The 24,103-nt window shown below is 63.5% G+C and carries 23 protein-coding genes; 9 read left to right on the top strand and 14 right to left on the bottom strand.

Annotated features, from left to right (window positions below):
- Nucleotides 1-23: 23 nt before the first annotated feature.
- Together PHLH3_RS17155 and PHLH3_RS17160 are read right to left on the bottom strand one after the other, a co-directional pair.
- On the bottom strand, nt 24-812 hold the full coding sequence (locus tag PHLH3_RS17155) for an EAL domain-containing protein (protein WP_213625074.1): 789 nt from the start codon (nt 810-812) through the stop codon (nt 24-26).
- 278 nt (nt 813-1,090) lie between these two features.
- Nucleotides 1,091-1,999: a LysR family transcriptional regulator gene (locus tag PHLH3_RS17160; protein ID WP_213625075.1), complete on the bottom strand. Its 909-nt coding sequence runs from the start codon at nt 1,997-1,999 to the stop codon at nt 1,091-1,093.
- A gap of 182 nt (nt 2,000-2,181) precedes the next feature.
- On the opposite strand from PHLH3_RS17160, the gene PHLH3_RS17165 reads away from it, so the two are divergent.
- From PHLH3_RS17165 to PHLH3_RS17190, 6 genes are all read left to right on the top strand, one after another.
- A complete protein-coding gene (locus PHLH3_RS17165) occupies nt 2,182-3,210 on the top strand; it encodes an alpha/beta hydrolase (RefSeq protein ID WP_213625076.1) in 1,029 nt (342 codons plus the stop codon).
- A gap of 104 nt (nt 3,211-3,314) precedes the next feature.
- On the top strand, nt 3,315-4,469 hold the full coding sequence (locus PHLH3_RS17170; protein ID WP_244863076.1) for an MFS transporter: 1,155 nt from the start codon (nt 3,315-3,317) through the stop codon (nt 4,467-4,469).
- Nucleotides 4,470-4,566: 97 nt separating this feature from the next.
- Entirely contained in the window at nt 4,567-4,911 is a 345-nt protein-coding gene (locus tag PHLH3_RS17175; protein WP_244862900.1) for a cyclophilin-like fold protein, read from the top strand.
- Between the two features lie 191 nt (nt 4,912-5,102).
- The gene (locus PHLH3_RS17180; RefSeq protein WP_213625078.1) at nt 5,103-5,642 is read left to right on the top strand and encodes a DUF1003 domain-containing protein; all 540 of its coding nucleotides are present in this window, start codon (nt 5,103-5,105) and stop codon (nt 5,640-5,642) included.
- A 110-nt stretch (nt 5,643-5,752) separates the two neighbouring features.
- Nucleotides 5,753-6,481, top strand: coding sequence for a Crp/Fnr family transcriptional regulator (locus tag PHLH3_RS17185; protein ID WP_213625079.1), 729 nt, complete (start codon nt 5,753-5,755; stop codon nt 6,479-6,481).
- A gap of 136 nt (nt 6,482-6,617) precedes the next feature.
- Complete coding sequence (locus PHLH3_RS17190) at nt 6,618-7,340, top strand: Crp/Fnr family transcriptional regulator (RefSeq protein WP_213625080.1); 723 nt, start codon at nt 6,618-6,620, stop codon at nt 7,338-7,340.
- On the opposite strand, the gene PHLH3_RS17195 is transcribed toward PHLH3_RS17190, so the two are convergent.
- The 3 genes from PHLH3_RS17195 to PHLH3_RS17205 all read right to left on the bottom strand — a co-directional run bounded on the left by PHLH3_RS17195 (nt 7,332) and on the right by PHLH3_RS17205 (nt 10,413).
- Nucleotides 7,332-9,452: an EAL domain-containing protein gene (locus PHLH3_RS17195; protein ID WP_213625081.1), complete on the bottom strand. Its 2,121-nt coding sequence runs from the start codon at nt 9,450-9,452 to the stop codon at nt 7,332-7,334. The two genes, PHLH3_RS17190 and PHLH3_RS17195, sit on opposite strands and share 9 nt — an antisense overlap.
- A 34-nt stretch (nt 9,453-9,486) precedes the next feature.
- Nucleotides 9,487-9,978: an OmpA family protein gene (locus PHLH3_RS17200; RefSeq protein ID WP_213625082.1), complete on the bottom strand. Its 492-nt coding sequence runs from the start codon at nt 9,976-9,978 to the stop codon at nt 9,487-9,489.
- A gap of 132 nt (nt 9,979-10,110) precedes the next feature.
- Nucleotides 10,111-10,413, bottom strand: a complete 303-nt coding sequence (locus tag PHLH3_RS17205; protein WP_213625083.1) for a hypothetical protein — start codon at nt 10,411-10,413, stop codon at nt 10,111-10,113.
- Between the two features lie 740 nt (nt 10,414-11,153).
- Between PHLH3_RS17205 and PHLH3_RS17210 the strand changes: the two genes are divergently transcribed.
- Nucleotides 11,154-11,531 (top strand): DUF883 family protein, encoded by a 378-nt coding sequence (locus PHLH3_RS17210; RefSeq protein WP_213625084.1) that lies wholly within the window; start codon nt 11,154-11,156, stop codon nt 11,529-11,531.
- Between the two features lie 422 nt (nt 11,532-11,953).
- On the opposite strand, the gene PHLH3_RS17215 is transcribed toward PHLH3_RS17210, so the two are convergent.
- The 4 genes from PHLH3_RS17215 to PHLH3_RS17230 form a co-directional block, all read right to left on the bottom strand.
- Complete coding sequence (locus PHLH3_RS17215; protein ID WP_213625085.1) at nt 11,954-12,112, bottom strand: DUF3309 family protein; 159 nt, start codon at nt 12,110-12,112, stop codon at nt 11,954-11,956.
- Between the two features lie 985 nt (nt 12,113-13,097).
- Nucleotides 13,098-13,931, bottom strand: a complete 834-nt coding sequence (locus tag PHLH3_RS17220; protein ID WP_213625086.1) for a BON domain-containing protein — start codon at nt 13,929-13,931, stop codon at nt 13,098-13,100.
- 114 nt (nt 13,932-14,045) lie between these two features.
- Complete coding sequence (locus PHLH3_RS17225; protein ID WP_213625087.1) at nt 14,046-14,258, bottom strand: CsbD family protein; 213 nt, start codon at nt 14,256-14,258, stop codon at nt 14,046-14,048.
- Nucleotides 14,259-15,329: 1,071 nt separating this feature from the next.
- Nucleotides 15,330-16,103, bottom strand: a complete 774-nt coding sequence (locus PHLH3_RS17230) for an SDR family oxidoreductase (RefSeq protein WP_213625088.1) — start codon at nt 16,101-16,103, stop codon at nt 15,330-15,332.
- Nucleotides 16,104-16,220: 117 nt separating this feature from the next.
- Here PHLH3_RS17230 and PHLH3_RS17235 point away from each other — a divergent pair, with 117 nt between their 5' ends.
- Entirely contained in the window at nt 16,221-17,117 is an 897-nt protein-coding gene (locus tag PHLH3_RS17235; protein ID WP_213625089.1) for a LysR substrate-binding domain-containing protein, read from the top strand.
- A 13-nt stretch (nt 17,118-17,130) separates the two neighbouring features.
- Here the strand turns inward: PHLH3_RS17235 and PHLH3_RS17240 are convergent, their stop codons facing one another.
- On the bottom strand, nt 17,131-18,570 hold the full coding sequence (locus tag PHLH3_RS17240; RefSeq protein WP_213625090.1) for an HD domain-containing phosphohydrolase: 1,440 nt from the start codon (nt 18,568-18,570) through the stop codon (nt 17,131-17,133).
- Nucleotides 18,571-18,657: 87 nt separating this feature from the next.
- Here PHLH3_RS17240 and PHLH3_RS17245 point away from each other — a divergent pair, with 87 nt between their 5' ends.
- Nucleotides 18,658-19,431 carry an alpha/beta hydrolase gene (locus PHLH3_RS17245; protein WP_213625091.1) on the top strand — a complete coding sequence of 258 codons (774 nt, stop codon included), beginning with the start codon at nt 18,658-18,660 and terminating at the stop codon, nt 19,429-19,431.
- Nucleotides 19,432-19,538: 107 nt separating this feature from the next.
- On the opposite strand, the gene PHLH3_RS17250 is transcribed toward PHLH3_RS17245, so the two are convergent.
- From PHLH3_RS17250 to PHLH3_RS17265, 4 genes are all read right to left on the bottom strand, one after another.
- On the bottom strand, nt 19,539-20,468 hold the full coding sequence (locus tag PHLH3_RS17250; protein WP_213625092.1) for a hypothetical protein: 930 nt from the start codon (nt 20,466-20,468) through the stop codon (nt 19,539-19,541).
- A gap of 306 nt (nt 20,469-20,774) precedes the next feature.
- Entirely contained in the window at nt 20,775-22,037 is a 1,263-nt protein-coding gene (locus PHLH3_RS17255; RefSeq protein ID WP_213625093.1) for a cyanophycinase, read from the bottom strand.
- A gap of 302 nt (nt 22,038-22,339) precedes the next feature.
- Nucleotides 22,340-23,635, bottom strand: coding sequence for an OprD family porin (locus PHLH3_RS17260; RefSeq protein WP_213625094.1), 1,296 nt, complete (start codon nt 23,633-23,635; stop codon nt 22,340-22,342).
- 65 nt (nt 23,636-23,700) lie between these two features.
- Nucleotides 23,701-24,027 carry a hypothetical protein gene (locus PHLH3_RS17265; protein ID WP_213625095.1) on the bottom strand — a complete coding sequence of 109 codons (327 nt, stop codon included), beginning with the start codon at nt 24,025-24,027 and terminating at the stop codon, nt 23,701-23,703.
- Nucleotides 24,028-24,103: the final 76 nt, after the last annotated feature.

Consider the following 24,103-nt stretch of genomic DNA (forward strand, 5'->3'; position numbering starts at 1 on the left):
AGGCGGCGGCTGTGGCGATCGATCTAGTTCTCGGCATCCCGCGGAAAGACAGCCTGTGCCAGCCGTGCGATTACGGGCCGGGCGAAGAGGTAGCCTTGCATGAGCTCGATGCCGAGAGTGAGCAGCGCATCGCACTCCTCGCGCGTTTCGATGCCCTCGGCCACGACCACGATGTTCAGGCGTTTGGCGACCAACACGATGCCTTCGACTATCGCGGCCCTCACCGGGTCCCGGTCGATATTCCGGGTGAGCGCCATATCGATCTTCAGCACCTGCGGCTGGAACATCGCCAGTAGGTTCAACCCGGAGTAACCCGAGCCGAAATCGTCTATGGATGTGGTGAAGCCGCGGCGCTCATACTCCTCGAAAATCGACTTCAGGTGCAGCGGGTCGTCGACACGCTCACCTTCGGTCACTTCGAACATCAACCGCTCCGGCGGGAACTCGAACAGCCTGGCCGCCTCCAGGGTGGCTCGGATGCAGGTCTCGGCCCGGTACACGGCCTTTGGCAGGAAATTGATGCTGAGCTTGCAGTCCGGAATGCCCAGCAGCCCCAGCGCCGTCGCCCTCTCGATGGCCTTGACCCGGCAGGCCTGGTCAAAGCGGTACCGGTTGGCATCATCGACCCGGTCCAGGATGCTTGCCGCAGACTCGCCGTTCACGCCGCGAACCAGGGCTTCGTATGCGAAGGGCTTGCGGGTTCTGACGTTGACGATCGGCTGGAACGCCATCGTGAAGTCGAACCCCAGCCCTTCCAGATTCCGGCACTCTGCGCAGCCGATCGATTCGAATCGCGCGATATCCTGGGGCATGACTGATCCTCGAAATTTTCAACGAACGCCAAGTGCAACCGTAGCGCCTCGACAGATTGATAGAGCTGCATGGACGTTAGCAGTACGCCCAATGCGTATTTTGGAAAGTGCCCGATAGCGTCATGCTGCGCAGGCACATCCAGGATCGCAGCCAGTTCCGACACATCGGTGCCCCCGGAACGAGAGCATATTATTTCACCCCCTTCAAACCCCCGCATCTTGGCGATTGCATTGGCTTGCGACAGGCACCTGCCGGCCATCGAGGGTGTCGATGGAGCCTATCCTGCATCGACCCGTTTCGTTGACCGCAACGCTTCGAGCACGAGAGCGAAAGCAGGCGAAGGCTGCCTGCGGCTGGGATAGTAGAGGTGATAGCCGGAGAAGGGCTCGCACCAATCCTCCAGCACACGAATCAGCCGGCCCTCTTCAAGGTGCGGGGCGAACTCGTCTTCGGGTAGATAGGCGATTCCCAGGCCGCCGACGGCTGCATCCGCGATATGGGTAGTGGTATTGAACACCAGTTGCCCTTCGACCCTCACCCTCAGCTTCTTACCTTTGCGCTCGAACTCCCAGGCATCCACACCGCCATAGGTTGGAAAGCGGATATCGATGCAGCGATGGGCAGCCAGATCATTGGGGTGTGTGGGGATGGGGTGCTGGGCGAAATAGCGGGGGGCCGCCACTGCTGCCATGCGCAGCTCGCCACCGATGGGCACCGCGATCATGTCCTGAGCCACCGTCCCGCTGAAGCGCACGCCAGCATCCAAACGCTCGGCCACGATGTCACGGAAGCCGTAGTTGATATCGAATTCGAGCCTGATATCGGGATAGGACTCCAGGACGGGTATCAGCTTGGGCAGCAAGGTCGTCTTGATGATGTTGTCGCCACAGGTGATACGCACCGTGCCCGCCGGTTTGTCGCGCAGCTCGGTCAGGGCATCCAGCTCGGCCTCGATTTCATCGAAGCGGTGGCCGATAGCCTCCATCAACCGTTCACCAGCAGCCGTCAGCGAAACACTGCGGGTGGTGCGGGTGAGCAGGCGAATCTGCAACCGCGCCTCTAGCCCTGACACCACCTGACTGACGGCCGACTGGGTGACCCCCAGGTGCGCGGCTGCACGAGTGAAGCTGCCTTCGCGAGCCACTGTCACGAATGCCTGGAGGTCGTTGAAATTATGCCGAGGCATGTGCCCACCCTCTGATTAAGTAGCAGAGGTTATAGCGGCTTTAAGCATTCATAAGCTAATCAACGCCTATCTCTTTCACGACAATGCCGCTTGCCCCCCTTTCGCCTTCTCCTGCGAGCGGGGTCAGGCAATCGCCAGATCCCGCTGGGCGATTGATCTTCAATCCGTGAAGAGGACGCCCCATGAACAGACTTCTTGCAGCCCTGGGCCTTCTGCTCGGCTCATTCACAGCCTTAGGAGCCGACATGTCCAACGGTGCAGACAATTTCTACCAGAGCGACAAGGTGACCCATGAGAAGGTCAGGTTCAACAACCAGTACCAGATGGCGGTGGCAGGCAACCTGTTCATTCCCAAGCGCCTGGGTAAGTCCGCACGCAGCCCGGCTATCGTCGTGGGCCATCCGATGGGCGCGGTTAAGGAGCAGAGTTCCAACCTCTATGCGCAGAAACTGGCGGAGCAAGGCTTCGTTACCCTGGCGCTGGACCTGTCGTTCTGGGGCGAGAGCGAGGGCAGCCCGCGCAACGCCGTGCTCCCCGACCTGTACGCGGAAGGCTTCAGTGCGGCTGTGGATTATCTCGGCACCCAGGCGTTCGTGGATCGGCAGCGCATCGGTGTACTGGGCATCTGTGGCAGTGGTAGCTTCGTGATCAGTGCCGCCAAGATCGACCCGCGCATGAAGGCAATTGCAACGGTCAGCATGTACGACATGGGGGCGGCCAACCGCAACGGCCTCAAGCATTCGCAAACCCTGGAGCAGCGCAAGCAGGCAATCGCCGCAGCAGCCGAGCAGCGCTACCTGGAGTTCACCGGCGGCCAGACTCGGTACACCAGCGGCACCGTGCATGAGCTGGGGGACGATACCCACCCGGTCCAGCGTGAGTTCTTCGACTTCTACCGCACTGCACGAGGCGAGTTCACTCCGGCGGGCTCCAGTCCGGGGCTGACCACCCACCCGACGCTGACCAGCAGTATCAAGTTCATGAACTTCTATCCGTTCTCGGATATCGAGACGATTTCCCCGCGCCCGATGCTCTTTATCGCCGGCGAGAATGCTCACTCGCGCGAGTTCAGTGAAGAGGCCTTCCGCCTGGCGGGCCAACCCAAGGAGCTTTTCATCGTCCCCAACACCGGGCACGTCGACCTGTATGACCGAGTGAACCTGATTCCTTTCGACAAGCTCACCCGGTTCTTCCAGAGCGCCCTGAACTGATCGACCAGGCAGACACCATGATGAGCCAACCTACCGACCAGCCATGTGCCATCACCGCCGGCCAGCCGTCGTCCCGCTCCGGTCACTGGGGTGGGGTCCTGGCGATGACGCTCTGCGTCTTTGCTCTGATCGCCTCGGAGTTCATGCCCATCAGTCTGCTGACGCCACTGGCAACGGACCTCCATGTCAGCGAGGGCGCTGCGGGACAGGGAATAGCGATCTCCGGTGCGTTCGCCGTACTGACCAGCCTTTCGATCACCTGGCTGGCAGGCAGCATCGATCGCAAGGCGCCTCTGCTCGTCCTCACGGGCCTGATGGCGATCTCCGGCGCCGTGGTAGCGCTCGCGCCGAGCTTCACCCTCTATATGGTGGGTCGGGCGTTGCTCGGTGTGGTCATCGGTGACATCTGGTCGATGTCGGCGGCCACGGCCATGCGCCTGGTACCCGATGATCAGGTGCCCGAGGCGCTGGCCATGTTCAACGGTGGTAACGCCTTGGCAACGGTTATCGCGGCGCCGCTGGGCAGCTACCTGGACTCGGTAGTCGGTTGGCGGGGGACGTTCTTCTGCCTGGTGCCTTTGGCTGTCATCGCACTGGCCTGGCAGTGGCTCGCCCTGCCGAGCATGAAGGCCCCGGTGCGAAAGAGCCCTGCACCCAGTACTTTCGGGCTGCTCGGCACTCGCCCGGTGGCGTTCGGCATGGCGGCTTGCGGTGCCTTCTTCATGGGGCAGTTCGCTCTGTTCACCTACCTTCGCCCCTTCCTCGAAACGGTGACCCTGGTCGATGCCACAACCCTGTCATTGATCCTGCTGGTTATCGGTGCAGCCGGCTTGAGTGGAACCCTGTTGATCGGCGCACTGCTGAAAAAGGGCCTGTACCGCACCCTGATCACAATTGCAGTGTTGATGGCCATGATTGCCCTCGCGCTGATCCCTGTCGGCCGCTGGGTCGTTCCAGTGGGCATATTGCTGGGGCTGTGGGGGCTGATGGCCACGGCGGCACCTGTCGGCTGGTGGAACTGGATTGCCCAAGCGATGCCCAATGATGCCGAGGCAGGTGGTGGGCTGATGGTGGCAGTGGTGCAGTTGGCGATTGCCTCGGGCTCGGCCCTGGGCGGCTGGTTGTTCGACCGCAGCGGCTACCAGAGCACCATCACTGCAAGTGCAGCCATTCTGTTGCTTGGTGCGGCCCTCGCCGTTCTGGCCATGCGTGCGCAGCGGGGTCGGCCCGGTCGATGTGGGCGTCCTCAGGATGAATGAGCCCAGCCAGCTCCTCTGCCTTCCGGGCATCCGGCCATGCCTGCTGTTCTTGCTGAGTGGATGCGCATTCGCGGAGACAACTCTGAAGGAGGACCGTATGTGGATGACCGTTGGCGAACAGCGCTTCGCTATCACCCTGGTGGGCGATAGCGAGACCTCACGGGCACTCGAGCAGCTATTGCCACTTAGCCTGGACATGAGCGAACTCAATGCAAACGAGAAATACGCGAGCCTGCCGAGGCGGCTGCCAGTCCGCGCAGTAAGGCCCGGCACGATCCGCGCTGGCGATCTGATGCTGTACGGCGCGGATACGCTGGTGATTTTCTACCGGACGTTCGAGTCGACCTACTCCTACACCCGAGTTGGCCATGTCGATTGCCCCGAGTCGCTAGCCGAAGCGCTAGGTCGAGGTGATGTGACAATTCGCCTCTCGGTGGAGTAGGAGAAGCACGGAGCCTGATCGGTGAGCGTCCGCTTATGGCCGATTGCTGCCGGGGACGAGGGGCGGCAACCAGCCACTAGCCCTCCCCTGCAAACAGCGTCAGGCCATCCCTTCGCCAACGGCCAGACAGGCAATCTCCATCGTTCACCGTGGCACATAGACTCATGGAAGATTCCGCTCAGGAGGTTTCCATGAAAACGTCATCGCCCACCCCCTCGTCACTGTCGTCCGATTTAGCCCACGACGATCATTTGCGCTTCCATCGCCCCCACGATCACCTCACCCCGACCTTCGGCAGCGACCGGTTCGCCTTGAAGGCCGAAGCCTTCGCCCGCTTCTTCGGCACGCCACTGTTCCTGGGAGCGCAGACCCTGATCGTGATGACCTGGATCGGTACCAACGTAGCCGGTCTTTTTGATTTCGACACCTATCCGTTCATCCTGCTCAACCTGGCGTTCAGCCTCCAGGCGGCCTATGCGGCACCCCTGATCCTGCTGGCTCAGACCCGCCAGGCCGCGCGCGACAAGGCCAACGCGGAAGCGGACGCCAGGCACCGCGAAGCACTGGCTATCGCCAATGAGCGTCGGCAGGCCATTGCCGCACACAACAGTGCGCAACTCCTGGAGCTGCTGCAGCAGAACACGCAACTTACAGGGCTCACCAAAGTACTGACCGAGCGTATCGAGGCACTGACCGTCGAAGTGCACGCGCACCTGCTCAAGCCAGGCTAGGCCGCGCCGCGCCTAATCGATCGGACCCGTCACGCTGTTCATGTCGGTAGCGGGCATTACGGGCCTATAGTAGGCCTCTTGGCGAGGGGACCCCACTCCAAGGGGGCTACATGTCCGAAGCACCCATACCGCAACAGAACAATTTGCTGGCTGCACTCTCCGGTGACGTTCAGCAACGCCTGTTCAGCAATCTCGAGCGTGTGGCCCTGCCGCTCGGCAAGGTGCTCTACGAGTCTGGCGATACCATGCGCCATGTCTACTTCCCCACCGACTCGATCATCTCGTTGCTCTACGTGATGGAAAGCGGCGCCTCGGCGGAAATATCGGTGGTCGGCAACGAGGGGCTGGTCGGCATTGCTCTGTTCATGGGCGGAGAGAGCACGCCCAGCCGCGCCATTGTGCAGAGCGGCGGCCACGCGTATCGGCTCAGCGGGCAGCTAGTCAAGGATGAATTCAACCGCCATGGCGAGTTACTGGTGCTGGTGTTGCGTTATACCCAGGCGCTGATCACCCAAATGTCACAAACCGCCGTGTGCAACCGCCATCACTCGATCGACCAGCAACTCTGCCGCTGGCTGCTGTTATCGCTGGATCGCCTGCCAGGCAACCAGCTGACCATGACCCAGGAACTGATCGCCAACATGCTCGGCGTACGCCGCGAAGGGGTCACCGAAGCGGCCGGCAAGCTGCAGCGTCAAGGGGTGATCGAGTACAGCCGCGGGCATATCACCGTGCTCGACCGGAAAAAGCTCGAACAGTTGAGCTGTGAATGCTATGCGGTGGTGAAGAAGGAAACCGATCGCTTGCTGCCCTACCCTCCGATACACCAGGGCCACTGACCCCAAACGCGTAAATCTCTCCAGCGTGTCGTAGCGAACAGAGCGCCGGCACTGCGTCGAGCAGACTAGGCCGACGGGTCTGCCAAGCACCCTTCCCGCGCCCCCCCAGGCTTGATCCGTGCTGCAGGACATTTCCATGTCAGCCGCCACCACGCCACCTATCGTCAATCTGCTGCTCGACGACCTGACACGCAAGGAACGCAATCGCCTGAGCGCGAATTGTGAAACCGTGAAACTGGCATTCGGCACCATTCTCTGTGAACCCGAACAAGCCTTCCGGTACCTGTATTTCCCGCTCGACAGCTTCATTTCCATGGTCACGACCCTGGGCCAACATCGGCCCTTGGAGTTGGGCCTGATTGGCAACGAAGGCATGCTCGGCGCCACGATTGCCCTAGGCGTCGATGTCGCGCCCAGCCGTGCCGTGGTTCAGGGCAGCGGCAGCGCCCTGCGCATCAGGGTCTCGCACTTCCGCCAGGTATTGCGTGAGTGCCCGGGCCTGGTGCACATCCTCAAACGCTACCTCTATGTGATGCTCACGCAACTGACCCAGAACGCCGCCTGTGGCCACTTCCATGAAGTGGAGCCCCGTCTAGCACGGTGGTTACTGATGACCCATGACCGAGCACACTCGGATCGCTTCTACCTGACCCACAGCTACCTGGCCGATATGCTCGGGGTCAGGCGTAGCGGCGTCACCGTCGCCGCCGGTGCGCTGCAGTTGCGTCAGTTGATCCACTACAGCCGAGGGCAAATCACCATTGTTGATCGTGGCGGACTGGAAACTGCTGCCTGCGAGTGCTATGAAGCCCTTCGCGCGGGTTATGCCCGTCTACTGAAGGCCCCACCCTTACCCTGACCCGGCTGGTTCCTCGCAAGCACCTGGCACCAGGTACGGCTGGATCTTCAACATCGCGGCCAACTGGTTACCCAGCAGACCGGGACTGAATAGGTGGCCCTGCCCTTCATGGCACTGCCCACCGAGCAGGAAGGCCAGCTGGGCCTGGTTTTCCACCCCTTCGGCGACCACCTGGTAGTGAAGCTTGGCCCCCAAGGCAATCACCGCGTCGACGATGATGCCATTCCCTGAGCCGGCACTGATCGCATGCACAAAGGATTGATCAATCTTCAGCACATCGATGGGGAACCTCAGCAGGTAGCTGAGGCTGGAGTAGCCCGTACCGAAATCATCGACGGCCAGTTGCACACCGATGGCCTTGAGCTGATTGAGGATCTCGATACTGGCCTCGGCATCGTGCATCAGCACGCTTTCGGTAATTTCCAGTTGCAGGCAACGCGGTGGAAGCCCGGTATCGGCGAGTGCAGCGCGTACCCCGACAACGAAGTCAGCATGGCGAAACTCCGGTGAACTGATATTCACGGCTATCGAATCCAGCCCCAAGCCTTGCTGCCGCCACCGTAGTGCCTGGGAGCAGGCCTCGCGCAACACCCAGCGCCCCAAAGGCAAAATCAACCCGCACTCCTCGGCTACCGGCACGAAACGCTCTGGCAATGTGATACCCCATTGTGGGTGCTGCCAGCGCAAGAGCACCTCACAACCGGTGATGACACCGCTCTTCAGATTGACTTTCGGCTGGTAGTGGAGAACGAACTCCTGCCGCTCCAGAGCCTGCCACAGGCTGCTTTCTATGACCTGCCGCTGCACCGCGCGCACATTCATCTCGTGTTTGAAAAACTGGTAGTTGTTCCGCCCAACCGCCTTGGCGTGATACATCGCCGTATCCGCATTCTTCAGCAGTACCGGTGCGCTGTCGGCATCGGTGGGATACACGCTGATACCGATGCTGCAGGTCACGTGAAGTTCGTGCTGATCGACGATGTAGGGCATCGCCAGGGATGCGATGATTTTCTGCGCGGTGACGCTGGCATCCTGCATATCGCGGCCCTCCGCCAGCAGCACCACGAATTCGTCGCCACCATTGCGACTCACCGTGTCGGAGCTACGCACGCAAGCCGACAAGCGCCGTGCCACGGCCTGTAGCAACTGGTCGCCGACGGCATGACCGAGGGAGTCGTTGATGCACTTGAAGTGATCCAGGTCGAGAAACATCAGTGCGATGGCTTTGCCGCTGCGCTCCGCCAGGCTGATGGCCTGGGCTATGCGGTCGTCAAGCAGCACGCGATTGGGCAGATGGGTAAGGAAATCGTGCTGGGCCAGGTACGCCATGCGCATGGCCATGGCCCGTGACTCGGATACATCATGGAACACCACCACGACTCCAGTGATCTGGCCTCCACGGTCGACAATCGGCGCGGCGGAGTCCTCGATCGCCACATTGCTGCCGTCGCGGCGTACCAAGACGGTGCCCGCGGTCATCCCCATCGACTGGTTCTGCTGCAGCACCAGACCAACCGGATTGACCGCCACCGCGGCCGTTTCGCCGTCGATCAGCGGCATGACCTGGTCGATGGGCTGGCCACGGGCTTCATCTCGCTGCCAGCCGGTCATGTGTTCCGCCGCGAGATTCAGGTAGTCGACGTTGCCCTGCAGGTCGGTGCCTATCACTGCATCGCTGATCGAATTGAGGGTGATCTCGGCACGGGCACGCTCCAGGCCCAGATGCGCCTCCAATGCCCTGCACTGGATGATATGGCGCAGCGATTGGGCCACGAGATAGCTGGCGAGAGCCCCCTTCAACAGATAACCCTGGGCGCCGCACTCCTGTGCCTGCAAGGCCAGCGCCTCGTCCTCCGGCTGGCACAGGGTGATGATCGGCACCCAAGGAGCCACTGCGAACAGCCGCCTGAAAGTATCGATCCCCTGGCTGTCGGGTAGCGACAGCTCAAGCAGCACCGCATCGATGCCGCCACCTTGCATGCGCATCAGGGCGGCCGCCAGGGATCCGACCGGCTCACTGTCGAAAGGGCCACCCGGGGCCTCGCCGAGCATACTCTGCAGGCCGCTGCAGTCGTCGGCATCAGCGGTGACAATCAGTATTCGATGGGTCATCGCATCACCTGACGTGCACGAGGCACAACCCGTTTCAGTACTGAGCGTTGGATGTGGTGCGGATGATCACTTCCACCCGAGGGTCCGTCTGCCGGGCGCAAGCCGAGTCATTGCCGGCCACAGGTGACGCCTCCCCCTTGCCGGAGGCGCCCAACCGGCTGGCGGAGATAGCCTGCCCTTGCAGGTAGGACATCACCGAATCGGCCCTGCGCTGCGACGATCTCAGATTGGCCGACGTGCTTCCGACATCGCCGTCATGCCCTTCGATCAGCACATCGCGATCGGGGTGCGGCTGGAGAAACATCGCCAGCTTATCCGGTTTTTTGGCTGTATCAGTCCTGAGCTCGGAGCGGCCATTGGAGAACAGCAGGTCGCCAAGGGTCATCACCAGGCCAGGCTCGGTCTGCTTGGCATTCAGCTCATCGAGCTGCTGTTGCAACTGGAAGCTCTCACGTTGCACCTGAGCCGTGGCGATTTCCGCACTCAACACCACCACGCTACGGGCTTTCTGCTTGATCGGATTCATGCTGTGTTCCTCATGGGCAACATCGCTGCACTCGGCCTGGGCGACCTTGCGGGAAGTTTGTCGATGCCGCACTGCTCTACCGGCCTACGCATCCTGGTCCAGGAGTGAACCAGGGTGCGGGCAGCTCAGGGTTCAGAAACTGAGCCCCCTGGGCTGTTCACGTTGGCTGCCGGCCACTCCTGCGTGCAGTTCGGTGACGGGCAGACATTCCTCCATATGGCCCTCTCCGCGGGCCGTGCAACAGGAGGTCCGGCGGGTGTGCAGCAGCAGCACATTGTGCTGCTGCGCCAAGGCGTAGTTTTTCCAGACCTGGGTTTGCTGGCTAGCCTGCTCCATGCCCCGTGACAGGCTCAGTGCGATCACCAGATTGCACACCACCAGCATCGCCAAGGCGGTGCCGGATATGAGTAGCAACGAGCGGGAGAAGGATTTCATCTGGGCTCTCCAACTGAAATGAACGCAGTGGCGGTGCTCTGCACCCTGTAGAAACGCGGCGATAAAACTCAGCTCATCCAGCCGCGACTACAGCTTGCAGGCAGCCTGGCGCATGCCAGCGTTTGCAAGAGGAACTCATCCACCTGCTGGTCGGCCAACGCCTGAAGCGGGCCAGACAGGCGCTGGGCCTGGACTGGTCACGCAGCCGCCCGTTCGCCGTCAGCAGGCGGCACCGTTGTTGTGCTTCCAGAGCCCAGGGCATACGACCGGCCTCGAGAAGCTCATGCCTTGCCCGGCTGATCGGAGCCTTCGTCACTGAGCACGGCGCCCAGCGGACCGCCCTGCATGGGCCACCCGGGCGGCTTGCCAACCCCAGGTTGCACGCAGGTTGGCTGTTCATGGGGCGCGCCAGGCCGCGGCAGACGCTTGGAGCGAGTATCCGTGTGGTTGACGGCAGTAACCGGAGCAACGGGTTCGACAGGCGTGTTCATACGCACCTCCAGTGCACCCCATTCCGCGTAAATAGCGTGGTTCGGGAGAACGACAATGGCAGCTGCCCTGCAGCCTGTCCGTACGCTGCCGCGCATAAGCGATGAGATTCGCCGGAACGGTAACCAGCGTTCGCTGGCGCACAGACAGAGAAACCGTTGTCGCCCAGGGTAGGCACTCATCGCGTCAGCCGGCATCGCCAATCGGGCGGTCGGCCTTGCGCAACAGCCATACCCGGACAGGAGCCCACCATGCCCAACCCGACCTCCAAGGCGGAAAGCGCCATCAATGGCCAAGGAAGCGGAGCATCCGCGATAGCCAGAGCTGGGAACGTCGTCTCGTCATCGGCGATTTCTCGCGAATTCCATAACTTCCTCGGCGACATCGAGGAGCTGATCAAGGAAACCAGCTCGCTGACCGGCGACGAACTGGCCCAGGCCAAAATCAAACTCGATGCCCGGGTAGCCGCCGCCAGGAAATCCGCCGAGGAAATGGGCGAAAGCATCGCCGTGCGCGCCCGGCAAACCGCCAGTGTGACCAACGACTATGTCCACGGGCATCCCTGGAAGGTGCTCGGTGCCGCCACTGCGGTTGCCTTCCTGTTCGGACTCCTCATATCCCGACGCTAGTCCGCCCTGGATGACGCACACGCCCCCGCACGACCCGCCGCACGACGCAGGGGCATCCGCTACTGAAAAACCGCACGGAACCCGCCGACCTCGACCAGCCCGCCCTCCCTCGCCCGCTGCGTTCGGCGGGCCGGGCACAGGCCACTTGGGCGCAACAAAGGACCGTCTGCCCCGGGTACCGCTGATCACACCGCCCGGCTCTGCTGGCTGGGTCTGGCGGGGCGCTGGCGTCGAGCTCAGCCCCTCCTGCCGCATCCCGACGCTCCCACCCCTTCCGCATATCCACGGCCCGCCCTGCTCCGCTCGCCCGGCGCCGTCTGCGTGCCCGGCCCAAGGATGGCGTGGCCATGCGCACCCTGCTCCGACATCCAGCCGCGGCCACGCCCGTTCCATTGCCTGGGACCGCTCTAGTGCTCGTCGTGTCAGATTCGCCCGAGCACCAGCAAGATGACGATGACCAGCACGACCAGCCCCAACCCGCCACTGGGGAAATAACCCCAGTTGCGGCTGTGTGGCCATGCGGGAATGGCGCCGATCAGCAACAGGATCAGTACGATCAGCAAGATGGTGCCTAAGCTCATGATATTCCCCTTCGAACCTGCCCTGGATCTGTGATGCAGTGGCGCTGCTGCCGTGCCACGCAGCATCGGGCGAAGGCTGATCGGCGGCGCGCCATGTCTAGAAACCACGGTTGTGCGCCACTATCGTCTCGCCTGGCCTTGGCATCGCGAGATGCAGGGCGATGTCCTCTAGCTTGAATGGATGGGTGGGTTTAGCAGGCGCTGAATCGGTGCGCTACATGCCAGCAGCATGGGCGCAACCGCTACCGCTCATCTGTACGCCGTCGCACACAGGGCGCCTTGTTTCACCGCCCCACCACCCCAGCTCCCAGGAAACCGGACCTCCTCATGCACAGGCTCAAAGAGACCGCACGCTGGAGCGTGAAACGTCGCCATCGACGGTGCCCGGTCGCAAAGCAGCGTCACGCCATGGCGGTCGATGCACGGCAGGTGCGGAAGCTGCCCCGCTCATCCAGAACCATCGCGTGCTGCTGGATAGGCGGCAGTCACGGGTGCCCATCGGCCCGTTGCCGCCCCAAACCTACCCGCAGATACCCGGGCTCGTCGACGTCCGGCGCATGGTTGATCGCGAACGGCCAGGCATGGGACCAGGGCTGATCATGGCCAGGTCCGGGAAGAAGGTATTGATCGGTGCACCACTCTTGCAGCAACCCGACGTTGGCTTGGCCACGCTCGATCGACAGCGGCCCGTGTGGCGCCTCCGGGGCTGCACGCAGAGGGTCGTGAATCCGGGGCACCAAGGAGCGGCAGGACGCTGCATCCCGCCAGTGGGGCCCGGCAGAGCAGCGCGAGCAACAGCAGCAGCTGTCGACCAACAGGAGGGGACATGAAAACCCCTCCGGAAAAGGGAGGGGTAGGGAGTTAGAATCGGCCGGGCAATGGACAGCCAGCGACTGGCAGGAGCCTCACCGCAATGCGCCCTGATGGATCGCCACGCCGACGGCTCCGCCGGCGACGTGAAGATCCTGCAGCGGTCAGCGCTGGGTCAGAACACCAGTTCCTTGGCCTGCACGCTCTTGACCCCTCGAACGTTCTGCGCCAACTCGATGGCCAGGTCATGCTCGGCGCCGTTGTTGACCTTGCCACTGAGGCTGACCACCCCCTTGTTGGTGGTCACATCGATGGCCGTACCGGGCACATTGCTGGAGTAGAGCAGGGTCGACTTGACCTTGGTGGTGATCCAACTGTCGGAGATATCGGCGCTGGCCTCATCGCTCATGCTCTTGCCGCTTTCGGCAAGGGTGGGCTTGGAGGCACTGACCTTGATCTGGTTGTCCACGGCGGCCACGCCATGGGTATTCATCGCGATGCGCCCTGCCAGGTCACGCTCGGCAGCGCTATGAGCCGTGCCACGCAGCGTTACACGACCGTACTTGGTATCCACATGGGTGGACATGCCATCGGTGCTCTTGCCCCATATGAGTTTCGACTTGATCGTCGCGGTGATGCTGGCGTCATCGATGGCATCGCCAAAGCTGCGTTCGCTGCCCTGCTTGACCGGCTGGTAATCGGCATTGACGACGATCTGGTTGTCGACCGCGGTGATCCCTTTGACGCCCAAGGCGATCTCCTTGGCCAGGTCCTTGTTGACATCTTCGGCGACGATGCCGGTCAGGGTGGCCTTGCCATTGTCCACCGAGACCTTGAGGTCATTGGCACGCAGGTAGGGGCTCAGCGCGTAAGTGGTCCATATCTGGGTTTCCTGGCGGGCATCGGTGACATCCTGCTCGGCCGTAGCGGCAAAGACTCCAGCGCTAACGGTGGTGAGTGCGAGAGCGAAGACACGAGCGAGGTATAGGGTACAGGGTTGTTTGTTCATGGCATTTCTCCACTCGGGAAAAGACGTGATGCCTCAGAGGACAGTCAAGGGACCGTTCCCGATGAGGCCCGCAGCTGACCGCCTCGCTTCGGCGAAGCGGCGCCACGCTCGACATCAGCTTTTGCATTTCTTGATGAAGTCCTTGACCTGCTTGTCGGCCTCGCCACGCGTGATGGCGTATCGTTCCTGAACCAGCCCGGCAAGCTTTTCCTCACGACCTTCGGACTTGAGCAACTCGTCCTCGGTCAGTTTTCCCCAGGCGATCTTGGCGGCGCCGACCTGCTGCTTCCATTTGCCCTTGAGCTCGTCTGCGTTAGGAAGACTCATGATTTTTTCGGCCCCTGGCTCATCAAGTCATCGTCACCCCTGGCGGCACGCAGCTGAGGCTTGGCAGCACCCTTGGCAGGTTTCTGCGCGGCCTGGCGGACATCCTTGGCATGCCCCCCTGCGCCATCCTCCCTGGTGTCCGGGTTGGGTTTATGATCCGACTGGCTACTTCTACCACCGGGCTGCTGTTCACCCGTCTTGGTAGGGCTGCGGGGGTGACGCGGTTCGCTAGGCTTGCTCATGGTGACCTCTGTGAAATTCCCGTAACCCGCGGTATTGCGGGGTTCCAGGCAGAGGACAATGGCAGCCACGGCACGCCCCGTCGGTGCGCTAGCGAGCTTAGAGACGGCGACGATCACTCGGTGAGTGTCAGCAGAATGTCGGCATACCGGGTGCAGTTCAGGCCGAGTGCCTAATCCTGCTTACGATCACGGCTACCCAGATCGTGGCGGGCCGGATGCATTCCGAGCAGCACCCAGGGCAAGGCGCCCTGCGCAACCGCCTGCATCACCATCGATGCAGCACGGGTAACGCGATGGGCCCGCGCATCGGTAAGGAAGTGACCCGGCTCCTGGAAGCGCAAGCCGAAAGACGATGCCAGCACGGCGTGTCGCACCACAGGCACGCTGTGCAGGGCGTCGTGCCGACCTCGATCAACTCGGCAGGTTGATGCAGGTGTCGGGGATTGAACGCGTGATGAACCATCATCGCGGGCAACGCCGATCGCCGGATCTCGATCACCGCTACATCGACTTCCCCTCGGCGGCCCCTGCCCTGGCGCCAGAGGCTCAGGCCATTGCGGTACAAGGGGATGGAAATGGCGCTGGACGCCGCCACATTGCCTGCACAGCCTTCTTTGGTCGCTCGCCCCGGGGACGCCCTCACCCGACGGGAACCTGCTCCGAGGTGAATACGGCACCAAGGTGCGAGGCAGGTATCCAGCCCGGTTGGCTGGTCAGGCTGCCAACTGCCGGTTTGAGCGAGAAAACGTGGGCCGTCGAGGGCGATCAGCCAGTCGACGGCACTCGCATATCGGGGCGTATTTCAAGCGATGACGGGGTTCGCTCCGGCCTACGCCGTCGGCACCGTACCGCCATCGATCACGAACTCGGTGCCCGTGATCGACGCCGAACGTGGCGACGCCAGAAAGGCAATCAGCTCGGCCACCTCGACGGGCTTGGCCGGACGGCCCAGGGGGATGCCGCCCAATGAATCCATGATCAGTTGCTTGCCGCCTTCATAGTCGGTGCCGGCTTCCTGCGCCAGCCGTTCGGCCATTGCCACCGATGCCTCAGTCTCGACCCAGCCGGGCGACACCCGAACCACTCGCACGCCCTTGGGCGACACCTCCTTGGACAGGCTCTTGCTGTAGGTGGATAGCGCTGCCTTGGCCGCTGCATACGCCGTGGTGGCCTCGGGTAGCGGCAGACGGTTCTGGATGGACGTGACGTGGATGATCACGCCGGCATTGCGCTGCAGCATGTCCGGCAGCAACGCGCGGTCCAGCCGCACGGCCGGAAACAGATTCAGGTCCAGTTCGTTCCGCCACTCGTCCTCGCCCAACACGGCAAATCCGCCGACGGGAGCGGAGGAGCCGCCGAGCACATGGACGATGACATCGACGCCGCCCAGGCGCTCCCGGGTGGCCGCCACCAACGCGTCACACCCTTGTGTGGTCGTCAGGTCCGCCGCGAAAAACACTTCTCGTGGCGTGTCCTCCGCAGCCTGCCGCGCCGAAGTCAGCACCTTGGCGCCCTCCTCCAGCAGCAGTCTTACGACGGCGCTGCCTACGCCTTTGGTGCCGCCGGTGACCAGGATTCGTTTGCCGCTCAGGTCAAGGTTCATGGCCTGTGTCCTCTCGTTTGGAAGGTGGATGGAACGAGAGCCATCTTGCTGCGCCCTGGATTGTTTGCTCAACTGGGACAACGATTAACGAGTCATCCCATATTTCTGGACAATCATATGTCGGACCCCCGCATCGGCCTCCACGAACTGGAAGCGGTCATGGCCGTGGCACGCCGGGCATCGTTCCGCCAGGCGGCGGTCGATCTCGATATCTCGACCACCGCGCTCAGCCACACCATCGCCAAGCTGGAAGCGAGCCTGGAAACGCGGCTTTTCAACCGCACCACGCGCAGCGTGTCGCTGACCGAGGCCGGCGAGATGTTCCTCGAACAGGTGGGGCCGGCCTTGCAGGATGTGCGTTCGGGGCTGGACGCGGTGCGTTCGCACAACGCCGGGCCGGCGGGCGTGCTGCGCATCAACGCATTCGCCAGCGCCGCCCGCGCGGTGCTGCTGCCACTGGTGCTGGAGTTCTTGCAGCGCCATCCCCAGGTGCATGTCGATCTGGTGACGGAGGAGCGCCTGGTCGACATCGTTGCCGACGGGTTCGACCTCGGCGTGCGAGCGGCAAGCCTGGTGCCCAGCGACATGATCGTGATCCCCCTGGGCCAGCCGCAACGCTACGCCGTGGTGGGCACCCCCGCCTACCTTGCCGCGCACGGCCGGCCACTCAACCCGACGGACCTGGTCCGGCATGCCTGCTTGCGCATCCGTTTACCCAACGGGGCGATCTTCCCCTGGCAGTTCGAGCGCGATGGCGAAGTCATCCGCCTGGATGTGCACGGCCCGCTCACCCTGGACGAGCCCGGCGTGGCGAAGGCAGCGGTGCAGGCCGGCATCGTGCTCGGCTTCTTCATGGAGCAGGACGTCAGGGAGGAAATCGAATCGGGCCAGTTCGAACAGGTGCTGCACGCCTGGACGCCACCGCGCGACAAGTTGTGCCTGTACTACGCCAACAGGCGCAATCCGTCGGCGGCACTCAAGGCCTTCATCGCCCTGGCCCGCGCCGCCGTCTAGTCCAAGGCGGCCTTCAGGCGATCAACCCCAGCGTCAGCCCTTTCAGCGTCGCCGCCGCCCGGGTGGAGCATCCCAGCTTGCGGAAGATGCTTTCCATGTGCGTGCGCACGGTACTCGGGCTGATGGCCAGGTTGCGCGCCACCTCCTTGTTGCTGGCGCCCTGGCTGATCTCGAGAAGAATCCGGCATTCACGCGGAGTCAGCAGCGCGCCTCTAGGCTGGGTGAAAGTGCGTTCGCCACGGGCGGCGGCGATCACGGCATCGCAGACTTCCTCATCGAACAGGCCACGGCGGGCATCCTGCTTGAGCAGCCCGGCGGCATCGGCCTCGCCGTGCGCGGCGCGCCAGGGCCTGGTACCGCGCAATGCCACCCACGCGACGGCAGTGGCCAGCAGGCGGTTCTCGACGCACAGCGCTTCCGCCCGTGCCCCCCGGTAGTATCCGCTGCCGTCGAGGCGTTCGTAGGCATGGGCAGCGATCTCGCCCGGCGTGTTCAGTTCGCGGATGGACCGGGTCGCCTTTTGCGTCCAGTACGGCACCAGGTGCACACGCTCGGCAGCGCCGTAGGGCAACGGCCCGGTGGTATTCCAGACGTGGTTGGAAACGGCCGCTCGGCCCAGGCCATGGATAAGCGCGGCCTTGCCGATCTCCGCCCGCCCGGGCTCGGCCACCCCCCACAAGCGGGCGGCCTCCGTGGCGACATGCGCCACCTGCCGCGAATGCCCTGCCAGCCACGGCAGCTTGAGATCGATCACGTCGCCCACCAGGCTCAGGCACACGGGGCGTTCGCTGTCGGCATCACCCGGCTCATCGGCCGCGCCGTCCAGCCCGGCCAACCATTGCCTGGCATCCTTCACCAGCAACGTTGCGAGGTCGGCGGGGTAGCGTCGATCGGCCTGCTCGCCGATCCACGTCAGCGCCGCCTCCACGCCGTGGGCGCGGCTGAGAATATCCAGGTCCCCGGCGAGCACCACCAGGTAGGCCGCCTCCGGGATGTGTTCGTGGGTCAGCCCCATCGGCCTGCCGCTGCCATCGAAGGTTTCGAAGACCCGGCTCAGCGCGGTCTGCACGGCGGCGCCCAGCTCCAGCGTTCTGGCGATTTCGCTGGCCACTTCGCAATGCACCACGGCGAGCGGTGCCGCCTTGTGCACGGCGTTCATGTCGTCGGCGTTCAGCGTGCCGTCCAGCATCGCGCGGCGGCCGTCCACATCGTCACCCAGAAGGTGGGCAAACCCGTCGGCGTTGGCCGTGCAGCCCGACCAGCGCAGCAAGGCCACCTGCTCGACCACCTTCACCTGCCCGGGGTCGGCCCGCCTCGCCTGCGCCAGCTGCCCGGCCAGTCGCGCCACGCGCAGGGAGTGCCCAAGCGGCTGGCCCATGCTGAGGTCACCGACCTGGGCGATGGCCGCCAGTGCTGCGTTCAGGGAAACCTCGTATCGCGGCGCGCTATCCATGAAAAACTCCCCGGCTCGGATAAATGACCGATATCGGCCTTGCAGGCCCATCAGCAAACTGAAGCTCCCTACACAGGAGCCACCCCCATGAAAACAATCAACACTCGCATCGCCACCCTCGCCCTCGCCATGGCCACCACCCTGGGTACGAGCATCAGCCACGCCGAGAGTACCCCGCCTTCGGTGGTGATCGTACACGGCGCCTTCGCCGACGGTTCGGACTGGGCCAAGGTGGTTCCGCTGCTACAGGCCAAGGGCATCGCGGTGACGGTCGTGCAAAACCCCCTCACCTCCCTGGCCGATGACGTCGCCGCCACTCAACGCGCACTGCGCAACCAGCCGGGCAAGGTGGTACTGGTCGGCCATTCGTGGGGCGGTACCGTGATCAGCGAAGCGGGTGACCAGAACAATGTCGGGGCACTGGTGTACGTGGCCGCGTTCGCACCCGACGCCGGGCAGATCAGCGGCGAACAGGGCAAGGGCGCACCGACCCCGCCCGGCATCAGCCAGATCAAGCCCGATGCCAACGGCTTTCTCTACCTGACGCCGGAGGGCATGGCCAAGGACTTCGCCCAGGACCTGCCGGCTGAGCAGACGGCCGTGATGACCGCGACACAAGGGCCGATTCGCGCTTCCGCATTCGAGGAAAAGACCACGGTCGCGGCCTGGAAGACCAAGCCCTCCTGGTACGTACTGGCCAGCGAAGACCGCATGATCCACCCCGATGTACAGCGCTCGTCCGCCAAGCGCATCGGCGCCCGGCTGACCGAGCTGCACAGCAGCCATGTGCCGCAACAGTCGCAACCGGCCGATGTCGCCGCGGTCATTCTCAAGGCGGTGGACAGCGTCGCCAGCCAGTGATCGGCGCCGCCGGAACCTGGGCGCCAATACGGGCGAAGGGGGCCTATCGGGCTGCGGGAACGCAGCCCGGTTACCCGACCCGAATGCCTGGACACGGGGCCACCCCACTAGAATTCGGCGATGTAGAACGGCGCCTCCCCCATGTACGCGTTCAGGTCGATGCGCCCCCGCTCATTCCTGGCTTGGCGCCACATCGTGCCGAGCGGCTCGAGCAATGGCCCGGCGTCCAGCAGCTGCCGAATCTCGGCACAGTAGGCAGCACGCTCGGCGTCGACGCCTGACTCCGGATACCGCGCCACCAGAACCAGGAAGCAGTTCAAGTAGAACTGAATCGACTCCTGCTCCCGGATTTCGCCCATATGGGCTTCGTCCATGCTCATGAACCAGCGCGAACCCAAGTAGTTATAGAGGCTGTAGGTGTTGCTAGGCAGGGTGCCATCCAGCCATTTGCAACGGTCGTAGTAATAGATATGGCCGAAGTGGAAGCGAGGATCGAATAGTTTCTTGCCGTCGTAATGCAGGTGTTCAGTGCCGGGTGTTTGCCCGCTGAGGAAGTGATAGAGCTTCTTCTCAAGGCCGCCCATGAACCCCAGCGGCGGAACGACATCGGAACCGGCAAAGGGCTCGCTACCGTCGAAGTGGCTGGCCCCGGCCTTCTGGACCAGGATCTGATACGAGTCGGCAAGACTCCTCGCGATGATATGCCCGCCCAGATTGCCCCTGCTGGCTTCAGCCCAGGACTCGCCATCACCGGTCGGCTCGATGCTTACGTCGGTTCTCCAGGCGCTGGGGCCCGCGAGAAAGCGCTCGGTAATCCTCAACCATCCTTCAAGGCTTTGATCCTGAGCCAGCCAAAGGCGGTAGACCAGGGGCATCGGATCCTCTTCATAGGGGCGCAAGACCGGCTCTTTGCCCTTCATGAAATAGGCTTCGAAGGTTTTCAGAGGAACTCGGCACTGGGCGTACTGCAGGCGAAATTTTATGTCGGCCCAGGCGGCCTTGCGCTCTTCGAGTTGTTGGCGTTTCAGATCGTCCATGAAGGGTCCTTCGGGATTCGGTGGGATGAGCGGCGCGACGTAGTGTCGTGGGGCGCTTGATGCAAAGCAACCGGCGCCAGCGTCTACGCGAAATGGAATTTCCGAAGGGCAGTCGCTGCGAGGCTTTTCAGGGGCACCTCCTTGCCAAACCCATGCCCTTCACAGAACTCGAAGCGTCCTCGGCTCTTTCTGCAACGCGTCCCTGAACGGCGCTCCCGAGGCAGTGGGACCTCTTCGCGCTGTCGCAATCGAGCAGCCGAACAGGCATTGCACGAGAGCCCCCTGGGCGGCTCTCGTGCCGGAGGATCAGTTGGGAAGCATGTCCACCAGGAGTCGCAGGTAGGACGTCATGGTCTGGCCACCCAGGGTGCCCTTGTAGCCCTGGCTGTCGAACTGGGTGCTCTTGACCAGGTTGACGCGGTAGCGTGGGCTGGTTTCATAGGTGCGCCCCAGCGTGCTGGTCGAACGGCTGTTGAAGAGATCGGCGCTGACGGTGACGAACTCGCGCGGCTTGCGCCGGCCGTTGGCGCCACTGTTGTTGGGGCTGCTGAAGATGTCGCCGGTGGCCGTCATCGCGCTGCTGTACTGCTCGCGACCGCGCAGGCTGGTCTTGCCGCTGGCGATCACGTACTGGCCTGTCTGCGGGCGGTACTTGTCGCCGCTGGTCAGGTAGCTGGCCAGCACATCGTACAGGGCCCAGCTGCTGCCACCGCCGAGTTCGGCATTGCGCAGGTCGAAGACGAATACGCCCCCGGTCCCGATGACCTCCATCTCCACCTGGCCGAGGCTGGCGTTGTTCTGCACCAGCAGGCCGGTGTTCTCGTCGACGCCGAAGGCGAAGGGTACGCCGGTGTAGTCGGCCAGGCGCACGATGCGGCCCTGGCGGCCACGTTCGCTGAAATGGGTATCGAGCAGGCCGTAGTCGAAGAAGCCGAAGCCGCCGTCCGGGTCATAGGAGAGGTCATCGCCGGACGGGGTCGTATAGGGGCCGTAGCGCAGCGCTTCATAGCTCTCCCCGCCCGTGACCATCGGGCCGTCGACCATGATCGCCGTGCCGGCACTGGTGCCGGCCAGCACGGCACCGGCGGCATAGCGGCTGCGGATGGCCGCCAGTGCCGGCGAATCACCGCGACTGGCCGTCTGCAGGGTCTGGACCAGGCGCGACTGGTCGCCACCGCCGAAGAAGAAGCCGGTCATGCCGTTGATCTGGCTGATCACGGTCGGGTTGGCGTTGTTGGCGATAGTGTCCAGGTCGATGGGAATCCACTCCGCCTTCACGGCGCCATAGCTCTTCAGCAGATTGGCGTAGTAGAGGCCGTTCGCCTTGGCGTTGGCGGCATTCGCCGTCCCGGCATCCGGGTCCTGGCTTTCCGGGATGGAGGCGGCGGTGATGACGCCGATCCTGGCCTGGCCACTGCCGCCGGCCAGCTGGATGAAGCGTTGGTAGATGGCGCTGTTGTCGTCCTTGAGGCCTCCGCCGACCAGCAGCAGCGCGCCGGCCGCATGACCCAGCCCTGGAACCAGCGCGACCAGCAGGACGACGTGGCGACACAATTTACTCAGTCTCATCTTCAGTTCTCCGTGGCTGCAGTCAGCTGCAGCGTCGTTGTGGATGTTGTGCAACGGGTACTGCGAAAACGGCGGATCGATGGGCGCAGAAGCCTGGGAAGCGCGGGTGCCCGAGGCCGCATGCGGGCCCGACCGCAGGCAGGGCATTCCCATGAGCGACGCCCCGTGGAAAAAAAGGCGCCGGGCAGGCGCCCCAAGGCCAAAGGAGCAATCGAGCGGACCTTGCAATCGAAGCGGCCGGCATCCGTGCCCGAGGGACGGCGGCCTGCGCCCTGGAAACGGCCCGTGCGCGGGCCACAGCGTCAGAGGATGCTCAGCGGGTAGTCGACGATCACGCGGAACTCATGCAGATCCCCCTCGCCCTGGTCCTCGTTGGCGTAGTGGAAGGCCTGGCGCAGGCGCACCGAAAGATCCTTGGCCGGCCCGTCCTGGACGACGTACTTGATGTCGATGTCGGTCTCGCTGTGCTCGCCGTCCTCGCCGTAGAAGCCGGCGTAGCCGCCGTTCGCATCCGCATCGGTGCCGTCGATGTCGGTGCCCTTGACGTAGGTGACCTTGGTGGTCAGGCCGGGCACGCCGAGGCCGGCCCAGTCGTAGCCGTAGCCGATGCGCCAGGACCGCTCGTTGGGCGCGTTGAAATCGGAGAACTGCATGGAGTTGGAGAGGAAGATCGAATCGCCTCCCACATAGTCGAACGGGGTGTCGCCGTCGACGCGCTGGTAGGCCAGCAGGATGGAGTGCGAACCCAGCGCGTAGGTGGCCGCCAGGCTGTACGTGGTGTTGCTGATGTCGCCCTGCAGGGCATCGCCCGTATCGCCGGTGCGGTACAGGTTGAAATCGACGTTCAGGCTCTGCCCTTCGCTGAGGCCCAGGGTGTAGTTGAGGTTGCCGTAGTACTGGTTCCAGGTGTCTTCGAAGCGCGAGGCATACAGCCCCACGGACAGGTCATCGCTGACGGCGTAGGAGCCGCCGGCGAAGTCGATGGTCTTGCCGACCTCACCACTGCCGTAGTTGAGGTACAGCGCTTCGTCGCTGTTGGTCGAGTTGCGGTTGTTGTAGGCGGTGAAGTGACCGGCCTCCAGGGCCAGGCCCTCGATCTCGCCGCTGGCGATATGGAAACCCGTCGCGGTTTCCGGCAGCAGGCGGCTGTGCGCCGTGGCGAACACCGGCGCCTCGGTGCGCATCTGGCCGTATTTGAGGGTCGTCTTGGAGATCCGCAGCTTCGCCGCCCCGCCGGCCTCGCCGTACTCATCCTGCGCGCGCCCCTCGTCGCTGATCGGCAGCAGGCCCGTGCCGGCCCGACCACGGCCGCTGTCGAGCTTGATCCCCAGGTAGCCATAGGCATCGACCCCGAAGCCGACGGGGCCCTGGGTGAAGCCCGAGGCGAACTCGGCCATCACGCCATGGGCCCACTCCTCGCGGTAGCTCTGGCTACCGGGCTGGTTCTTGAAATCGCGGTTGAAGTAGTAGTTGCGATTGAGCAGCTTCAGCGCGCTGTCGTCGACGAAGCCCTTGGACTCGGCCTGGCCGGCAACGGCCAGCTGACTCCCGGCCGCAGCGACCGCCAGTGCGAGACAACTCAGTTTCACGAGGTTCATGCCTTACTCCGTTCTGGGTGTTGTTGGGGTGGCTGGGCCCTCGGGCCCTTTCTGGTTTTGCCCGGTCAGGCGAAGAGCTCCGCCGTCAGCACGTCCGGGCGCCGGCCCTGGCTGATCACCGCCTCCAGGCACAGGGTCGACTCGCCATCGGGCCAGCAGACGAAGTAACCCGCGGCCTTCCTCGGGCTCTTCAGCTTGAATTTCCACTCGCGTTCGGAGAGCTCGCCGACATCCCGCAGGCGTTGCTGCAGCTCGATCACCGCGAAGAAACCGTCACGGGTCTCGACACGCTCCAGCACGCGGGCCCCGGCGTCGTGGAGGACCTGGTCGGCGATCTCGTGGTCGTGCAGCAGCTTGTCCAGGGCGAAGAGCTCCAGGCTGTTCAATTGCATCGGTGCCTCTCGTTTGGGGTTTCGCGGGCAAAGGCTGCCCGTCCGCCCCGTCACGACGGGGCGAAGCAGGTTTCGG

This window comes from Pseudomonas sp. Pc102 (assembly GCF_018408275.1).
Lineage (GTDB): Bacteria > Pseudomonadota > Gammaproteobacteria > Pseudomonadales > Pseudomonadaceae > Metapseudomonas > Metapseudomonas tohonis.